We start from the raw sequence: 16,046 nt of genomic DNA on the forward strand, positions 1-16,046 counted from the left end.
CGCCAATCGGTTACTCGGCGGACGGTATAGGGCCACCGGGCGCGGGGTGGGTGAGCGTACCGGCGTCGAATCCCGTTGACATTGCTGGCAATTCGCCCGCGGTGGCGACGGCGTCGACGGCGGTCTGGTCGAGTTCGAAAAGCTCGCGCAGGGCCTCGGCGTAGCTGTCGCCGCCGGGGGCGCTGGCGAGTTGTTTGATCCGCACCGTGGGCGCGTGCAGCAGCTTGTCGACCACCCGCCGGACCGTGCGCGCAACCTCCTCGCGCTGGGCACTTTCGAGCCCCGGGAGCCGGTTCTCGAGCCGCAGCAGCTCCGCTTCGACGACGTCGGCGGCGCGCTGGCGCAACGCGGTCACGGTCGGGGTCACCTCGGCCATCCGCTGTCCCGCCAGGTAGGCGGCAACCTCGGCGGCCACGATGTGGCGCGCGGCGTCGACGTCGCCCGCGGCGGCGTGCGCCGAGGGTTCGTGCTGGATGCGGTCCACGTCGACGACCCAGACGCCGGGGAGTCCGGCCACCGCGGGATCGACGTCGCGCGGCATGCCCAGGTCGCAGATCAGCAGCGGCTGGCCCGCTTCGTCGCGCTGCGCGGCGGCCAGCGCGTTGTGAACATCGGCCAGGGACACCACGGGACTCACCGCACCGGTGCAGCTGACCACCACGTCGGCGTCGGCCAGTGCCTCGGCGAGCCGGTCCAGCGTCATCGCCTGGGCGCGCACGCCCGACTCGCGGACCTTGCGGACCAGGCGTTGTCCCCGGGACAGCGACCGGTTGAGCACCAGGATGTGGTCGACGCCGGCCCGGATCAGGTGGGCCGCGGACAGCGCACCCATCGCGCCAGCGCCGACGACGACCGCGGTCTTGCCGGCCAGCCCGTCCACCTTGCGTTCGGCCATGCCCAGCGCGACCGACACCACCGAGGCGCCGGCGGCGTCGATGGCCGTTTCGGAGTGCACGCGCTTGCCGACCGACAGCGCGCGTTGGGCCAGCTCGTGCAGCACCCGCCCGACCGTGCGGTTCGACTCGGCCGCGGCGTAGGCCCGGCGCACCTGGCCGAGCACCTGTTGTTCGCCGATGACCGCGGAATCCAGACCGCTGGCGACGGCGAACAGGTGCTCGACGGCCGCCTCGCTGTAGCGCACGTAGGCGTATTTGGTGAGGTCGCCCATCGTCATTCCGGAGTATTCCGACAGCACCTGTCCGATTACGGCCAAACCGCCGTGGAACGCGTCGACCACCGCGTAGACCTCGACCCGGTTGCATGTCGACAGCACCATGGCCTCGGTGACCAGCGGCGATTGCAACACCCGGTCGACGATCTTGTTGCGATCGGATTCGTCGATGCTGAGTTGTTCCAGAACGGAGACCGGCGCACTACGGTGCGAAACCCCGAAGAGCAAGATGCTCACGGCAGCATCACCTGGCCAGCTCCCTCGCTACTCCAGTAACTGAACTGCTGTCTACGGTAAACGTTTATTCGGTGGGCTACCAAATAATGAGTCCACGCCCGCCAAGCTCGCAGCCCGCGGCGTTATCGCGCGAGGTCGGCGCGCAGCCGCGGCTCGTCGATTTCCCAGTAACTGTGCTCGCGGCCATCCAGCAAGATCACGGGCAGCCGGTCGCCGAACTCGGCCCGCAGCCCGGGGTTGCCGGCCGCCGCGGCGGCGTCGACGTCGATGGTGGCGAGGTCGAAATCCAGCTCCCCGGCCAGTTCGGCCAGCCGCGCATAGGCCCGCGCGCAGATGGCGCATCCGTCGCGGGTCAGCAGCTCCACCTTCGGGCGGTCAGTCATGAGACCAGTCTGGCATCGGCGCCCGGCTCGCCGGCCTCGCGCGCCTCAGGGTGAATTGTGGGCGGACCCGGCGATTATTAGGTTGCGGCTATGGCTGCCGACAACGAGCTGCGCGTCGATCCGCAGCTGATGGACGGATTCGCCCAGGCGCTGCTGGGCGGCGCCGAGAACCTGCGACAGCAGCTGGCCCAGCTGGACGGTCAGGTCGGCGAGATGCTGGGCGGCTGGCAGGGCGGATCGGGAAGCGCCTACTCCGCCGCCTGGGAGCTGTGGCGGCGCGGAGCTCGCGAGGTCGAGACCGGATTGTCGGTCCTGGCCAAGGCGGTAGCCCACGCCGGTAAGGGTTTTCAGCACAACGAGGCCGTCTCCAGCCAAGCGATTCGGCGGGTGCACGATGGCTGAGGCGTTTCGGGTGGACCCCCAGGCGCTGTCGGATTCCGTGCAGCGGATGGCCGAATTTCAGCGCTATGCCGAGAGCATGCTTACCGAAATCGACGCTTTGGTAAGCAATCTGCACACACTGTGGTCCGGTGAGGCGGCGGCGGCCCATGCCGAAGCCCATCAACACTGGGCGCGCGGCGAGGCGATGATGCGCGAGGCGTTGGCCCGGCTGCGAGCGGCCGGGGCGACGGCGCACGCCAACTACACCGGCGCCATGTCAACGAATTTGGCGATGTGGTCGTGAGCTAATGGGCCCCGCTAGGAGTCGATCCGGTGGCTCTCGACGGAGCAGGCGCCGAGATGCCGCCAGACAAGGGGGCCGACGGGTGAATACATTACTGAAATTTTTCTTGAAATACCTGGATTTCTTATATCTGGATCCGCGTTTTCGCATAACTGATTCCAGTACTTCAGGCGTCGAGACAAACAACGCATCGCTGACGCTGACCAGTCCGGTGACGACGTGGCAAATCTCTAGGGATCGAGGGCAGATTCATTTTTACGTTGCGCCCACCAAGCTGGCCGACCGGTCCCGAAACTGGTTCCGATTGCCAATAATTCGACAGTATCTCGATGACTACGACGAGACCCACATGGTACCGCCGGCAGAAGCAGTATCCTGGGTTCGGGATAACCGTGGTCGTATTGACGAATTATTTTCCGATACGTCGGTCGCCAACTCGTGCGAGGCTCTGGCTGCGCTATAAAACACGAATGCAGACAGGTATTGGGGACCGTCAAAGCCATAGCAATTTATGCCTTTTGTCCCAATCTTCTGCGCGATAGAACGATTCGGATTTTTCTGCCTCAAGGGAACGTCAGGCAATCCGGTATTGAGCACACTGCGCGCAGATGGCTGGCGTACGAAACGTAAAGTCACAGCTCCGTTCGCAAAGGTCTGCGCAGTACGCAAAGACAACTCTGCGACGGTGTGGGCCAAAAGCTAAGTTCACAAAGGCATTTCGCGCACTAGCCGAACACTTGCAACCCGGTGACCCTCTTGACATCAGCCCATGCCAGAGGCGTAAACGTGCCCATGACATCTGCCGGATAGGGTTAATAGCGGCCGCAACACCGGCCACCAGGCGACCCGGCGATCTAGGAGGTGTGGCGATGACTTCCTCTGAGTCGAATGAGTCGAGCGCCGCAAACCCCGCCGTTCGAAGCGACCTGGAATCCGTGGCCGCCAACGCCAGCGCCGCCCGCGCGCTCGAGGACTTGCAGGAGGCGACCGCCGCAGGCGGGGCCCCGCAACCGCCGATCGACCTGACCGCCGCCGCGTTCTTCGACGTCGACAACACGCTGGTGCAAGGCTCCTCGGCAGTGCATTTCGGACGCGGACTGGCCGCGCGCAACTACTTCACTTACCGCGACGTCGTCGGATTCATCTACGCGCAGGCCAAGTTTCAGCTGCTCGGCAAGGAGAACAGCAACGACGTCGCCGCCGGCCGGCGCAAAGCACTCACCTTCATCGAGGGCCGCTCGGTCGACGAGCTGGTCGCTCTCGGAGAAGACGTCTACGACGAGATCATCGCCGACAAGATCTGGGCCGGCACACGCGAACTGACCCAGATGCACCTGGACGCCGGCCAGCAAGTGTGGCTGATCACGGCAACTCCTTATGAGCTTGCCGCTACCATCGCCCGTCGGCTCGGCCTGACCGGCGCGCTCGGCACCGTCGCGGAGTCGGTCGACGGCATCTTCACCGGCCGACTGGTCGGCGACATCCTGCACGGACCGGGCAAGGCACACGCGGTGCGGTCCCTGGCGATCCGCGAAGGCCTCAACCTGAAACGGTGCACGGCCTATTCGGACAGCTACAACGACGTGCCGATGCTGTCGTTGGTCGGCACCGCCGTGGCCATCAACCCCGACGCGCGGCTGCGCAGCCTGGCCCGCGAACGGGGATGGGAGATCCGCGATTTCCGGACCGCGCGCAAGGCGGCCCGGATCGGGGTGCCGTCGGCACTGGCACTCGGTGCGGCGGGCGGTGCGCTGGCGGCGTTGGCGTCCCGGCGGCAATCCCGCTGATAGGCTGCGCCGCTGACGACGATTCAGTGGGGAGCGGTAATCCATGACAACTCCAGAAGGCGCGCCAGGGGTCATCCCAGCGGGGACCCAGGGCATCATCGGCAGCCATTACCGAGCCCCCGATTTTTTCGAGGTCGGACGCGAGAAGATCCGCGAGTTCGCGCTCTCGGTGCAAGACGATCACCCATCGCACTTCAACGAGGCTGATGCCGCCGAGCACGGGTATTCGGCCGTGGTGGCCCCGCTGACCTTCTTGGCGATCGCGGGACGGCGCGTTCAGCTGGACATCTTCACCAAGTTCAGCATTCCGATCAATATCGCCAGGGTTCTGCACCGCGACCAAAAGTTCTTGTTCCACCGCCCGATCCTGGACCACGACAAGTTGTACTTCGATACGTACCTAGACTCGGTGATCGAGTCCCACGGCACCGTCATCGCCGAGATCCGAAGCGAGGTCACCGACGCCGAGGGCAAGCCGGTCGTCACCAGCATCGTCACGATGCTGGGCGAGGCGGCAGGTCAAGAAGCGGCCGCTGAAGAAACCGTCGCCGCGATTGCATCAATATCTGCACGAAAGTAGGGTCGATTTAATGACGTCCCAGGGGGAAATGGGTGCCACCCAGCAGCTAAAGCCACCGGTCGAAGCAGTCCGATCCCACTACGACAAGTCGAACGAGTTCTTCAAGCTCTGGCTTGATCCGTCGATGACCTACAGCTGCGGTTACTTCGACGAGAACCCGGACCCGCAGAATCTGACCAAGACGCTCGAAGAGGCGCAATACGCGAAGCGCAAGCTCGCTCTGGACAAGCTGGGTCTCCGGCCCGGCATGAAGCTGCTCGACATCGGCTCCGGCTGGGGCTCGACGATGCGGCACGCCGTGGCCGAGTACGACGTCGATGTGATCGGCCTGACGCTCAGCGAGAACCAGTACGCCCATTGCGTGGCCGAGTTCGACAAGATGGACAGCCCCCGCAGCAAAGAGGTGCGCATCCAGGGCTGGGAAGAATTCGACGAGCCGATCGACCGGATCGTGTCGTTGGGTGCGTTTGAGCACTTTGCCGACGGCGCAGGAGACGCCGGGTACGAGCGCTACGCCACCTTCTTCAAGAAGTACTACGACTTGCTGCCCGACGACGGCCGCATGCTGCTGCACTCGATCGTGGTGCCCAGCCGCGAAGAGGGCAACGCAATGGGCTTGAAGGTCAACATGACCCTGCTGCGGTTCATCAGCTTCATCCTGAAGGAGATCTACCCGGGCGGAAAGTTGCCCCAGGTCGATCTGGTCGACAGATACTCGACTGGTGCGGGTTTCAAGATCGAGCGACACCACTTCATCGGCAAGAACTACGTCCCGACGCTGACCGCCTGGGGTGATGCCCTCGAGGCGCACAAGCAAGAGGCGATCGCCCTGAAGGGGCAGGAGACCTACGACACCTACTTGAAGTACTTGCGCGGCTGCTCGGACCTGTTCCGTGACGGCTACACGAACGTCTGCCAGTTCACGATGGTCAAGTAATTCTTTCCGCGGACGTAACGCCACGCCGAAGTTCGGCCGATTTTTGCACCGTGGCGTTACGCTCGCGGCAGAAGGCTAAGGCTATCCGAGAAAGACGTTGCGACGCCCGGCCAACAACCGGTACAGCGTCTGCTGGATGGTCTCGCGCACCTGATCGGTCAACTCGAAGGTGACCATCGGGTCCTCGGCGTCTGCCGCGCTGTAGTCGTTCGTATAGATCGGCTCACCGAACGCGATGCGCCACTTCGACGGCAGCGGCACCAGACCGGCCGGCCCGGCCAACGGGAACAGCGGGGTGACGGGGAAATAGGGCAGCCCGAACAGCCGCGCCAGCAGCTTCACGTCGGTGAGCATCGGGTAGATCTCTTCTGACCCGATGATCGAGCACGGAATGATCGGCGCCTTGGTGCGCAGCGCCGCCGTCACGAAGCCACCGCGTCCGAACCGCTGCAGTCGGTAGCGGTCCTCGAAGCGCTTGCCCAGCCCCTTGTAACCCTCCGGGAACACGGCGGTGAGCTCGCCCGCGGCCAGCAGCCGGTGCGCGTCCGTCGTGCACGCCATCGTGTGACCGGCCTTGCGGGCCGCCTCGCCCACCAGGGGCAGGTCGAACACCATGTCGGCCGCCAGCAGTCGCATGTCCCGCTGCGCCGGATGCTCGTCGTGCACCGCCACCGACAACATCAGTCCGTCGAACGGCAACACCCCGGCGTGGTTGGCCACCAACAGCGCGGCGCCTTCGGCCGGCAGGTTCTCGATTCCGCTGACCTCGACCCGGAACCAGTTCTTGAAAAAGAATCGCAGCAACGGCCGAACGATCGCGTTGTTGAAGTGCGGGTCGAACCCGAACTCGTCGACGGTGTAGTCGCCCGTCAGACGTTGCCGGAAAAATCCGGCGACCGAGGCGACCTGTTGAGCAAACTCGTTGAGCGGAGCGTCAGTTGACGACGTGCCACCCGCGACGCGACGGTGCTCGTCGATCTCGCGGACCACCGCGGCGAGCTGTTCGGCCGACGCATGGACGTGCGGATCGGACAGCGACGAAGGATGTTGACGCGACGCTTCGGCTCTCCGGCGGGCCGCGACGCGACCCCGATTACTGTGCAGGGGAATGACATTCGCTCTGGTTTCACCCGCCACGATATCTACCTGACCCCACCCCATGGAATTGGATTACGGCTTCCCCAGCGCTGCGCTAAGGCTATGGCGCGACCCTCCATGGAGCGTACCCGATGCGGGTCGATTATGGGAGTCAGGCCGCGACCGCGAACGTAGTCGTCAAAAGCTTCCGCCGTCGACCATTTCGGCTGGTAGCCGAGCTCGGAGCGCATCCTCGTGGTGTCCATAACCCGGCCATAGCTCAAGTAATTGAATTGTTCACGATTGATCTCGGTATAGCGGTTAGCTCGTCTCAGCGAATCAAGCGCCCACACCCCGAAACCGGGCACCGGCAACGGAATCCGGCCCGCGCGCCGGATCGCCTGCGACAGCATGATGATGCCGTCGGCGCCGATATTGAAGGTGCCGGCTTTACCCGCCATCGCCGCCCGCTCCAGCGCGCCCAACGCGTCTTGCTCGTGCAGCAATTGCAAGCGCGCGTCGCGGCCGAACATCGTCGGCACCACCGGCCCCGCCAGATACCGCGACAGCGTGGTGTCCATCGCCGGGCCAATCATGTTGGCCAGCCGCAGAATCGTGACCGCGATGTCGGGCCGGCGCCGGCCCAGTCCGCGCACGTATCCCTCGATGTCAAGGGAGTCTTTGGCGAAACCGCCGCGCAGCGGGCGACGGCTACTGCTGTCTTCGGTGAACATCACCGGGTCGTGTGGGCTCGACCCGTACACCTCCGACGTCGACTTCAGCACGACGCGTCGCACCGAGGGTGCTTTCTGGCAGGCCGCGAAAAGTTGCATCGCGCCCATCACGTTCAGTTCCTTGAGCGCGGCCGTGCCGCCGGAACGCGGCGCGTACGACGCCGCCGCGGCATGCACCACCGTGTCGACGTCGCCGTTGCGAATCACCTTGGCGATGAAGGGATTACGAATGTCGGCGCGGACGAACTCGGCCCGTCCCATCCGGCGCAGCATGTCTTTGCTGGGCGCGATCGCGTCCACCGCGATGACGCTTTGAATCAGCGGGTTCTGCGCCAGCCGAGCAATCAGGTAGCCGCCAAGAAACCGGCACGCACCGGTAACCAGCACCACCTTGGGGTAGTGCATCGTGTTATCCGCGTTGTCGCCGGTCCCGGCGCCGCCCCCGTTCGACGAATCCACGCGAACAGCCTAACGGGCCCGATGAGCTACGGCGCTATGGCCGCGCGATGGTCGGCGAGTTCGGGAGTGCGGCGAAACGGGGCTTACTTGCCAAGTTTTCTGCGCTGCACCCGCGTGCGGCGCAGCAGCTTGCGGTGCTTTTTCTTCGACATACGCTTGCGCCGCTTCTTGATTACTGAACCCATGAACTCCGCTATCTGACCGGTGACCGCTTCTTAAGGACTGCTAAAGGGCTTGCAAACTTCGGGGTCACTTTACCCGGCGGGCCGCACCGAACACCAAACCGGCAGTCGCGCGACCACTGGAATGGCCGCGCCCCACACGTCGGTTCCGATCCGTCCCGCCGGCGTCTCGCGGCGGGCAGTGGCTCAGCCGGCGTCGAAGTAGGACGTCTCCAGCATGTCGTGCACGGCCTTGGCGTGCACGCGGAAGGACCGGCCAACCCGCACCGCCGGCAGCTCTCCGTTGTGCACCAAGCGGTAAACCGTCATCTTGGAGACCCGCATCAGGGCCGCCACTTCGGCGACGGTGAGAAATTGTGTCCTTGCCTGGCTATCGGCCGGAGCTGTGTCCCGCGGCTTACCTGCGGAATCTCGCGCCGATGGCCCGTTGGTAGACGTCATCGCAACCCAATCGTGTCAGGCCCGCGCAATGCCAGCGGCTTCCCCTCCGTTGGCACCCACACGGGCATACAGAAAGGAGAATAGCGGGACTAGTGGGGTTACTGGTACTGGTGGGGGACAATCATTTTGAAATCTTTAAATTATTCCGATGTAATTCTTAGCTGCTCAGAGCGGTTTTTGGCGGCCTGAACGGCGGCGTCGACCGCCGTCCGCAGGCCCCCTCGTTCGAGTTCGCGCAGCGCAGCGGCGGTGGTACCGCCGGGTGAGGTCACCATGGCCCGCAGCTGCGCCGCGGTGGCGTCAGCCTGCTTTCCCATCGCTTCGCTGTCGGCCGGCGCCTTGTCTTGATCGAGCCTTTCCAGCAGCAGGGCCGCCGATCCGGCCATCGTCTGTGCCGTCAGGTCCGTCGCCACCCCCCGGCTGAGCCCCGCCGCGACGCCGGCGTCCACCAGCGCCTCGACCATCAGAAAGAAATAGGCGGGCCCCGAGCCCGACAGCGCGGTCACCGCGTCCATCTGCGACTCGGGCACGGTCAGCACGCCACCGACGGCGTCGAACAGCGCGGTCACCTCTTCGAGCTGCGGCGCGGTGACGAAGCGGCCCTTGGCCAGCGCGGTCACCCCCGCACCCACCACTGCCGCCGCGTTCGGCATCGCCCGGACCACCGGAGTCCCCGCCGGCAGCTTGGATTCGAAGAAAGCGATCGTGATGCCCGCCGCGACGGTGACGAAAACCTGCTCGGCGCTGTCCCCTTCGGCCGCGGAAGCGGCCTTGGTCAGCTCCCCCATCACCGACTCGACATCGGCGGGCTTGACCGCAACGACGATAAAAGCCGCGTTGTCCACGGCGTCGGCCAGCGACGACGTCACCAACACCGAATAGGTGTCGGCCAGGTACTTGGCGCGTTCGGGCACCCGTTCCGCCACCACCAGGTCCTTGACCTTGCGCCCCGCCCGAAGCAGACCCGACAGCAAGGCCTCGCCGATGCTGCCACCACCGATGATCGCGATTCTCGCCACGGGAGAAAGCATCGCAGACGGCTTGCCTGCTACGGGCTACCGGGGCGCGGGCACCAGCGCCAATTGGCGTGACTGCACGACCAGCCGGCCCAGGCTGTCGACGACGATGTGGTCCTCGTCGAACCAGTCGTGCCCGATCTCCAGGCAGGTGCAGATCACCCGCAACCAGCCGTCGGCGGGCACGGCCCGCAGGAAGGCGGTGAGCTGAATCGTCGGCGCCCAGCCGGTGCGCTCGACAGCGAACGTCACCGGAGCCGACAGATCCCCGCACATCAGCGCGAAGAGGGCGTCAGGAGCGACGTCGCGCGGCCGCGCCCACATCTGCAGCACCGGGGGCCGCCCGTCGGTGCTGGGCCGCATCGTGGACAGCAGGGGCCGGACATCGCAGCCCTCACCCAGGTGCACCAGACCGGCCAGTGGGTGGCCGGGACCGATCGGCTCGATGTCGTCGGGCGGTTCCGGCGCCATCAGGCCCAGGACCGGGTTCGCCGACAACAGCGGCGCCGTGTCGCCGCCGGGCGGAAAGTGCTCCGGCTCGCCGAGGTTGACCACGGCGTGGACCGCGGTGCGATCGCCCTGGACGAGTTCGACGTCGACGACGCTGATCCGGCGGCCGCGCTTGCGGATCGAGGTCACCGCCCGCATCGTCCCCGGGTCGGGCGCCCACAGAAAGCTCGCCGACACCGCGACCGGCTCGTGCCCCGCCTCGGCGCAGGCGTGACGCGCGGCGTTGGCACACAGCGCCAGCATCGCGCCGCCGTGCACCTTGGGCCCGATTGTCCAGTGCTTGTCGAGCTCTCCCTCGAATACACCCGGATCGATCTCCCGCAGCTGCATTGCGGTGGTGAATAGCGCGGTCATGGTCTCCTGAGGGCTAAAGGGGCAGTCATCGCAGCAGATGCGTGCGGGCGAACTGCAGCGATTCGGCGAGCATGGCCTCGCGTTCGCTGGCCGAGCGCGCGCTCGAGGTGGAGACCTCGAGGATGGCATGGCCGGCGAAATGGCCGGCGGCCAGCATCTGGCACACCTGGGCGGTGGGTTGGGTGCCGCGCCCCGGTACCAGATGCTCGTCGGCGGGCAGGCCGCTGCCGTCGCACAGATGCAGATGCACCAGCCCCGCGCCCATTCGCTCGGTCATCTCCAGGGCGTCGGTGCCGGCCGTCGAGGTGTGCGACAGGTCCAGCGTGTAGTGCGCGTGGTTGCCGTCCAGCGGGTCGTAGGACGGCGAGAACGCCGAAATCGCCGGTCCCGGGCCGCCGCCGCGCTTGCGCATCCGTTCCCGCGACTGGTCGGACCCGAAGAACCGGTCCGCCCGAAACGGGAACATGTTCTCCACCGCGACCATCACGTCGCTGGACGCTTCCAGCTTCGTCACCTGCTCGCTGAATCCCTCGGCGTAGCGCCGCTGCCAGCGGAACGGCGGATGCACGACGACGGTCTGCGCGCCGAGTTGCTCGGCGGCCCGCACGCTGCGTTCCAGCTTGGGGATCGGGTTGGAACCCCACACCCGCTGCGAGATCAGCAGGCAGGGAGCGTGGACCGACAGCACCGGCACCTGATACCGCCGCGACAGCTTCTTGACGGCCGCGATGTCCTGGCTGACCGACTCGCTCCACACCATCAGCTCGACCCCGTCGTAGCCGAGCCTGGACGCGTACTCGAACGCGGCCTCGGCCCTCAACGGATAGACCGAGGCCGTGGACAGGCCGACCTTGATTGCTGGGCGCACTGTTGCGGGTGGCGCCTAGGTGGACTGCATCGATAGCGCCAGCGGTCCCAAGGTGATCAACGCACCGACGGCGACCGCGATCAGTGTGCTCGCGATGTCCTCGGTTTTGCGTACCACCCGCACCCCGGCCACCAGGCCGAGGATGACCAGCACCGACAGCACCAGGGCCACCAGGCTGTTCCATCGCCACAGTTGGTCGAACGCGATGAACAGCCCGGCGCCGAATACGACGGCCAGAATCGACTGCAACACGATCAGGCTGCCGCGCCAGAGCGCCTCGAGTTTGCCGGGCGCCGGGTGGGCGTCCTTGGGCTGGTCGGTGCGGGGCGCCTCGACGGCGGCGTGCTGCTCGGCGGGCGCCGGTGCGACGGCCAGCGAGTCCGCGTCGGCGCCCTCGCGCTCGTCGCTGCGCCGCCGCGCCACCTCGTCGGCGAGGGTCTGTCCACCGAACAGGGTCGAATCCGAAGTCTGCAGGTAGGAGCGTACGTAGGCGGAATCCTCGGTCGCGGGTTCGGCTTCGCGCACGTCGGAGTCCATGACGTCGACGGGGATGTCGGCGTATTGCTCCAGCGGATCCGGGCTCATGTCCTCGGCGCCGGAGGATGCCGCGGGCTTGCCGGCGGGCTCGGCCGGCTGCTCGGCTTCTGCTGCGTCGGGGCGGCGCGTGGGCCGCGGGTAGGCGCTGCGCTCGGGCCCCACCCGGGGCGGCTGCGGCGGCGACTTGGGCCACCGCGGCTCGGGTCGGGATGCGGGCTTGGGCCGGTCCTCAGTGACGGGTTCGGCCACCACGTGCTCCGCGACGGGTTGGCGCGCCGCTTCGGCCTCGGGTTCGGCGACGCCGACCGCGCCGTTGGCCTCGTGTGTCGTCTCGTCGTGTTCGTGGTGCTCGTCCTCGCGGATGACGGGAATCTCGCCGGTCAGCTCGGCGACGGTGACCGTGTCGCCGTCGCCGCGGCGGCGGCGGCGGCGCCGGCGGGTGCCCACCGGGGCGCCGATGGTTCCGTTCCTGGCCAGCAGCTCGGCCACCGAGATTGGCCGAGTACCGGGGCTTTCGGTCTCGGAGTGTGATCCGGTCATGATTTGTCGCCTCTCGATCGGTGGGCGTTCCGATCAACTGCCTGACCTCCAGCATTGCGCACCGGAGTCTCGACGAGCGCGGTTCCGTCGGCTTCACTGTCGAGCTTGCGCAAGATGAGACCTTCCCGTAACGCCCACGGGCAGATATCCACTGTTTCTATCGACAGCGCTCGCATACTCGCCTCCGCCACCAAAGCGCCCGCCACGATCTGCGGCGCCCGCTCGGCGCTGACTCCTTCCAATTCCGCCCTGTCAGCGGTGGTCATCCTAGAGATGAAAGATATGAGTTGCCTGAGGCCGTTGGCGGTCAGCGTTCGCTTCACTCGCGGTCCGGCGGCCGATGGCGCCGCACCGGTGAGCCGGGCCAGCGAGCGGAACGTCTTCGACGTCGCCACCGCGAGTTCGGGGCTGCCCGCATCCAGCACCGCTTCGCTGGCCTCGGCCAGCTCGGTGTCCAGCCAGTCGCGCAGCATCGCCACCCGGCGCCGCCCGGGCGGGTCGTCGGGCAGCCACTCGCGGGTCAACCTCCCCGCCCCCAGCGGCAGCGACAGCGCGACTTCGGGTTCCTCGTCGACGCCGCTGGACAGCTCCAGCGAGCCGCCGCCGATGTCGAGGTTGATGATTCGCCCGGCGCTCCACCCATACCAGCGGCGCACCGCCAGGAAGGTCAGCCGCGACTCGTCGACCCCGGTCAGCACTTGCAACTCGACGCCAGTCTCCTTGCGCACCCGGGTCAGCACGTCGTCGGAATTCTCGGCGTCGCGGACCGCGGAGGTGGCGAAAGCCATCAGCTCGGCACAACCGGAGCTGACGGCGATCTTGGCGAACTCGTCGATCGTGGAGGTCAGCTTTTCGGCGCCGCGCTTGGTGATTTTGCCCGAGCTGTCGGTGGCCTCGGCCAACCGCAAGGTGGCCTTCGTCGAACTCATCGGGGTGGGGTGCCCGCCGCGGTGGGCATCGACCACCAGCAGATGCACCGTGTTGCTACCCACGTCGAGCACGCCTAATCGCACGAAAACAAACTAGCGGGACGGCGATGCGGTTTGAGTTGCGCCCCGCGCAGGAGCACAACAATCTGATCTCGGGCCCCGCGATCCCGGGGCAATTCAAGATCGGCTTATCCACGCGCGCACGGGCGCGAGTGTCAGCGGGTCGGTGGACACGAATTTTGGTCTAACGTTGCATCCGTGGCGAATTCGCACCCCGAGCCTGGGCAGGAAGTTGAATTGGATTTTGCCCGTGAATGGGTGGAGTTCTTCGATCCGGACAATCCGGAGCACCTGATCGCGGCCGACCTCACCTGGTTGCTGTCGCGCTGGACGTGCGTGTTCGGCACGCCGGCGTGCCGCGGCACGGTCGAGGGCCGCCCCGACGACGGCTGTTGCTCGCACGGCGCATTCCTGTCCGACGACGACGACCGCGCCAGCTTGGACGACGCGGTCAAACAACTCACCGACGCCGACTGGCAATATCGCGAAAAGGGTTTGGGCCGTAAGGGTTACCTCGAACTCGACGAGCACGAAGGCCAGCCCCAGCACCGCACCCGCAAATACAAGGGCGCGTGCATTTTCTTGAACCGGCCCGGCTTTGCCGGCGGCGTTGGCTGCGCCCTGCACAGCAAGGCCCTCAAGCTGGGCGTGCCGCCGCTGACGATGAAACCCGAGGTCTGCTGGCAGTTGCCGATCCGGCGCAGCCAGGAGTGGATAACCCGGCCCGACGGCACGGAAATCCTGAAGACCTGGATCACCGAATACGATCGCCGCGGCTGGGGGTCCGGTGGCGCCGACTTGCACTGGTATTGCACCGGCGATCCGGCCGCGCATGTCGGCGCCAAGCAGGTGTGGGAAAGCCTGGCCGACGAGCTCGCCGAACTACTCGGCGCCAAGGCCTACGCCGAATTGGCGGCAATGTGCAAGCGCCGCAGCCAATTAGGGCTCATCGCGGTGCACCCCGCCACCCGGATCGCGGAGTAGCCGCACCCGCCGGGCGCCCGGAGGTAGGCCAATGAAAGAGGAAGTTCGCTTGGCGGCGGCCCCACGTTGGAAGGGTGAGGCCGGGCGGCTGGAGGTCTGGTACGCCACCCTGTCGGATCCGGTGACGCGGGCCGGCGTGTGGATTCACGGCGAGACGGTCGCCCCGACTCAAGGCGGCGGCCCCTATGCGCATGGCTGGGTGAGCTGGTTTCCGCCCGATGGCCCGCCGCGCACCGAACGGTTCGGCCCCGAGCCCGCCGCACCCGCGACCGGTCCGGCCTGGTTCGACGCCGGGGGCCTAGGGGTGGGGCCCGACGGGCTGACCGGACGGGCCGGGTCGCTGCGCTGGGAACTGTCCTGGACGGACACCGGTAGGCCGTTGTGGACGTTTCCCCGGGTGGCCTGGGAGCGCGAGCTGCTGCCCGGCGCCCAAGTGGTGCTCGCACCCGCCGCCGACTTCGCCGGATCGCTGACCATCGACGACACCACGACCCGCGTCGACGGCTGGCACGGTGCCGTCGCCCACATCTACGGGCACGGCAACGCCAAGCGCTGGGGGTGGATCCACGCCGACCTCGGCGACGGCGATGTCCTGGAAGTGGTCACCGCCGTGTCGCACAAGCCGGGGCTACGCAGGCTCGCGCCGATGGCGTTCATCCGCTTCCGGATCGACGGAAAGGATTGGCCCGCAAGCCCTTTCCCGTCGCTTCGGATGCGCACGACGCTTGGCCTGCAGCACTGGGAACTGAAGGGGCGCATCGGCAGCCGCGATGTGTCCATCCGGGTCGATCAGCCGGAGGAAAGGTGTGTGAGTCTGCGATACACCGATCCCGACGGGGCCGTCGCGGTGTGCACCAACACCGAGCAGGCCGACATTCACATCGAGATCAGTCACCGCAAGGGCCGCAGCCGGGTCGTCGACCACAGTTGGTCGGTGCTGGGACATGCCGAGGTCGGTTTGCGCTGAGCGTGCGTTCCGGGCGTCGAGTGTGAGGCCACGGTGGGCTCACTCGGCGCGTCGCCGCCCTGGGTGCACACTCGGTGCTGTAGACGCACATTCGTGTTAGGAACGACGGGTGCCGATCCCCGACTTCATCGTCGAGCTGCGTCGCGCGATCGGCCATGCGCCGTTGTGGTTGACCGGGGTCACCGCCGTCACGATTCACGACCGCAAGGTTCTGCTGGTCAAGCGGTCCGACAATGGCGCCTGGACAGCGGTGACCGGCATTCTGGAGCCCGGCGAAGACCCGGCGGACTGCGCTGTTCGGGAAGTGCTCGAAGAAGCCGACGTCCACGCGCGGGCGGTCAGGCTCGCATGGGTCCACGTGTTGCCGCCGACCGTGCACCCCAACGGTGATCACGCCCAGTATCTGGATCTCGTATTCCGGATGGACTGGCTTTCCGGCGAACCGTTCGCGGCCGACGACGAGTGCACCGAGGCGAGGTGGTTCGACCTCGACGAGCTGCCGCCGATGACAGACAACATGCGCCGGCGCATCGAGTTGAGCGCGCGAGATGACGACCGAACCGTCTTCGATACGCAATAGCGCCTACACGCCCAGCGAAAACCACTGA

Annotated in this window: 19 protein-coding genes and 1 pseudogene; 9 read left to right on the forward strand and 11 right to left on the reverse strand. The window is 66.5% G+C overall.

What is annotated here, in order from left to right; genetic code table 11:
- Positions 1-10 precede the first annotated feature (10 nt).
- Together G6N55_RS13565 and G6N55_RS13570 are read right to left on the reverse strand one after the other, a co-directional pair.
- Entirely contained in the window at positions 11-1,408 is a 1,398-nt protein-coding gene (locus G6N55_RS13565; protein ID WP_085222798.1) for a glutamyl-tRNA reductase, read from the reverse strand.
- 51 nt (positions 1,409-1,459) lie between these two features.
- Positions 1,460-1,791 (reverse strand): annotated as a pseudogene (locus G6N55_RS13570) (glutaredoxin family protein).
- Between the two features lie 90 nt (positions 1,792-1,881).
- Here G6N55_RS13570 and G6N55_RS13575 point away from each other — a divergent pair.
- The 6 genes from G6N55_RS13575 (at position 1,882) to G6N55_RS13600 (ending at position 5,780) form a co-directional block, all read left to right on the forward strand.
- Entirely contained in the window at positions 1,882-2,193 is a 312-nt protein-coding gene (locus G6N55_RS13575; protein WP_085222796.1) for a WXG100 family type VII secretion target, read from the forward strand.
- The gene (locus G6N55_RS13580; RefSeq protein WP_085222795.1) at positions 2,186-2,476 is read left to right on the forward strand and encodes a WXG100 family type VII secretion target; all 291 of its coding nucleotides are present in this window, start codon (positions 2,186-2,188) and stop codon (positions 2,474-2,476) included. The genes G6N55_RS13575 and G6N55_RS13580 overlap by 8 nt, the downstream gene beginning before the upstream one ends.
- Positions 2,477-2,558: 82 nt before the next feature.
- On the forward strand, positions 2,559-2,939 hold the full coding sequence (locus G6N55_RS13585) for a hypothetical protein (protein ID WP_085222794.1): 381 nt from the start codon (positions 2,559-2,561) through the stop codon (positions 2,937-2,939).
- 406 nt (positions 2,940-3,345) lie between these two features.
- A complete protein-coding gene (locus tag G6N55_RS13590) occupies positions 3,346-4,263 on the forward strand; it encodes an HAD family hydrolase (protein WP_085223032.1) in 918 nt (305 codons plus the stop codon).
- Positions 4,264-4,306: 43 nt separating this feature from the next.
- Positions 4,307-4,843: an FAS1-like dehydratase domain-containing protein gene (locus G6N55_RS13595; RefSeq protein WP_085222793.1), complete on the forward strand. Its 537-nt coding sequence runs from the start codon at positions 4,307-4,309 to the stop codon at positions 4,841-4,843.
- Positions 4,844-4,853: 10 nt separating this feature from the next.
- Complete coding sequence (locus G6N55_RS13600) at positions 4,854-5,780, forward strand: cyclopropane mycolic acid synthase family methyltransferase (RefSeq protein ID WP_085222792.1); 927 nt, start codon at positions 4,854-4,856, stop codon at positions 5,778-5,780.
- Positions 5,781-5,861: 81 nt separating this feature from the next.
- Here the strand turns inward: G6N55_RS13600 and G6N55_RS13605 are convergent, their stop codons facing one another.
- The 9 genes from G6N55_RS13605 to G6N55_RS13645 form a co-directional block, all read right to left on the reverse strand.
- Positions 5,862-6,941 carry a lysophospholipid acyltransferase family protein gene (locus tag G6N55_RS13605; RefSeq protein ID WP_139826875.1) on the reverse strand — a complete coding sequence of 360 codons (1,080 nt, stop codon included), beginning with the start codon at positions 6,939-6,941 and terminating at the stop codon, positions 5,862-5,864.
- Positions 6,923-8,050: an SDR family oxidoreductase gene (locus G6N55_RS13610; protein ID WP_085222790.1), complete on the reverse strand. Its 1,128-nt coding sequence runs from the start codon at positions 8,048-8,050 to the stop codon at positions 6,923-6,925. Before G6N55_RS13610 ends, G6N55_RS13605 begins: the two co-directional genes overlap by 19 nt.
- An 83-nt stretch (positions 8,051-8,133) precedes the next feature.
- Positions 8,134-8,235, reverse strand: coding sequence for a 30S ribosomal protein bS22 (locus G6N55_RS13615; protein ID WP_003402602.1), 102 nt, complete (start codon positions 8,233-8,235; stop codon positions 8,134-8,136).
- 183 nt (positions 8,236-8,418) lie between these two features.
- Entirely contained in the window at positions 8,419-8,673 is a 255-nt protein-coding gene (locus G6N55_RS13620) for a cell division/environmental response transcriptional regulator (protein ID WP_085222789.1), read from the reverse strand.
- A gap of 140 nt (positions 8,674-8,813) precedes the next feature.
- The gene (gene proC, locus G6N55_RS13625; protein WP_179968148.1) at positions 8,814-9,692 is read right to left on the reverse strand and encodes a pyrroline-5-carboxylate reductase; all 879 of its coding nucleotides are present in this window, start codon (positions 9,690-9,692) and stop codon (positions 8,814-8,816) included.
- Positions 9,693-9,728: 36 nt separating this feature from the next.
- On the reverse strand, positions 9,729-10,553 hold the full coding sequence (locus G6N55_RS13630) for a thioesterase family protein (RefSeq protein WP_085222787.1): 825 nt from the start codon (positions 10,551-10,553) through the stop codon (positions 9,729-9,731).
- Between the two features lie 25 nt (positions 10,554-10,578).
- Positions 10,579-11,421, reverse strand: a complete 843-nt coding sequence (locus G6N55_RS13635) for a sugar phosphate isomerase/epimerase family protein (protein WP_085222786.1) — start codon at positions 11,419-11,421, stop codon at positions 10,579-10,581.
- A 15-nt stretch (positions 11,422-11,436) separates the two neighbouring features.
- Entirely contained in the window at positions 11,437-12,417 is a 981-nt protein-coding gene (locus tag G6N55_RS30460; protein WP_456299226.1) for a hypothetical protein, read from the reverse strand.
- Between the two features lie 77 nt (positions 12,418-12,494).
- Positions 12,495-13,511 (reverse strand): Ppx/GppA phosphatase family protein, encoded by a 1,017-nt coding sequence (locus tag G6N55_RS13645; RefSeq protein WP_085222784.1) that lies wholly within the window; start codon positions 13,509-13,511, stop codon positions 12,495-12,497.
- Positions 13,512-13,685: 174 nt separating this feature from the next.
- Between G6N55_RS13645 and G6N55_RS13650 the strand changes: the two genes are divergently transcribed.
- The 3 genes from G6N55_RS13650 (at position 13,686) to G6N55_RS13660 (ending at position 16,018) form a co-directional block, all read left to right on the forward strand.
- The gene (locus G6N55_RS13650) at positions 13,686-14,471 is read left to right on the forward strand and encodes a hypothetical protein (protein ID WP_085222783.1); all 786 of its coding nucleotides are present in this window, start codon (positions 13,686-13,688) and stop codon (positions 14,469-14,471) included.
- 31 nt (positions 14,472-14,502) lie between these two features.
- Positions 14,503-15,438, forward strand: a complete 936-nt coding sequence (locus tag G6N55_RS13655; protein WP_085222782.1) for a hypothetical protein — start codon at positions 14,503-14,505, stop codon at positions 15,436-15,438.
- Between the two features lie 109 nt (positions 15,439-15,547).
- On the forward strand, positions 15,548-16,018 hold the full coding sequence (locus tag G6N55_RS13660) for an NUDIX hydrolase (protein ID WP_085222781.1): 471 nt from the start codon (positions 15,548-15,550) through the stop codon (positions 16,016-16,018).
- Positions 16,019-16,046: the final 28 nt, after the last annotated feature.

The sequence above is a fragment of the Mycobacterium florentinum genome (genome assembly GCF_010730355.1).
Taxonomy (GTDB): Bacteria; Actinomycetota; Actinomycetes; order Mycobacteriales; family Mycobacteriaceae; genus Mycobacterium; species Mycobacterium florentinum.

Excerpts from the sequence above, each read along its gene's own strand:
- G6N55_RS13575 (WP_085222796.1), top strand. The coding sequence starts at position 1,882 with ATGGCTGCCGACAACGAGCTGCGCGTCGATCCGCAGCTGATGGACGGA.
- G6N55_RS13620 (WP_085222789.1), bottom strand. The coding sequence starts at position 8,673 with ATGACGTCTACCAACGGGCCATCGGCGCGAGATTCCGCAGGTAAGCCG.
- G6N55_RS13605 (WP_139826875.1), bottom strand. The coding sequence starts at position 6,941 with ATGGGGTGGGGTCAGGTAGATATCGTGGCGGGTGAAACCAGAGCGAAT.
- G6N55_RS13590 (WP_085223032.1), top strand. The coding sequence starts at position 3,346 with ATGACTTCCTCTGAGTCGAATGAGTCGAGCGCCGCAAACCCCGCCGTT.
- G6N55_RS13580 (WP_085222795.1), top strand. The coding sequence starts at position 2,186 with ATGGCTGAGGCGTTTCGGGTGGACCCCCAGGCGCTGTCGGATTCCGTG.
- G6N55_RS13655 (WP_085222782.1), top strand. The coding sequence starts at position 14,503 with ATGAAAGAGGAAGTTCGCTTGGCGGCGGCCCCACGTTGGAAGGGTGAG.
- G6N55_RS13615 (WP_003402602.1), bottom strand. The coding sequence starts at position 8,235 with ATGGGTTCAGTAATCAAGAAGCGGCGCAAGCGTATGTCGAAGAAAAAG.
- G6N55_RS13595 (WP_085222793.1), top strand. The coding sequence starts at position 4,307 with ATGACAACTCCAGAAGGCGCGCCAGGGGTCATCCCAGCGGGGACCCAG.
- G6N55_RS13600 (WP_085222792.1), top strand. The coding sequence starts at position 4,854 with ATGACGTCCCAGGGGGAAATGGGTGCCACCCAGCAGCTAAAGCCACCG.
- G6N55_RS13630 (WP_085222787.1), bottom strand. The coding sequence starts at position 10,553 with ATGACCGCGCTATTCACCACCGCAATGCAGCTGCGGGAGATCGATCCG.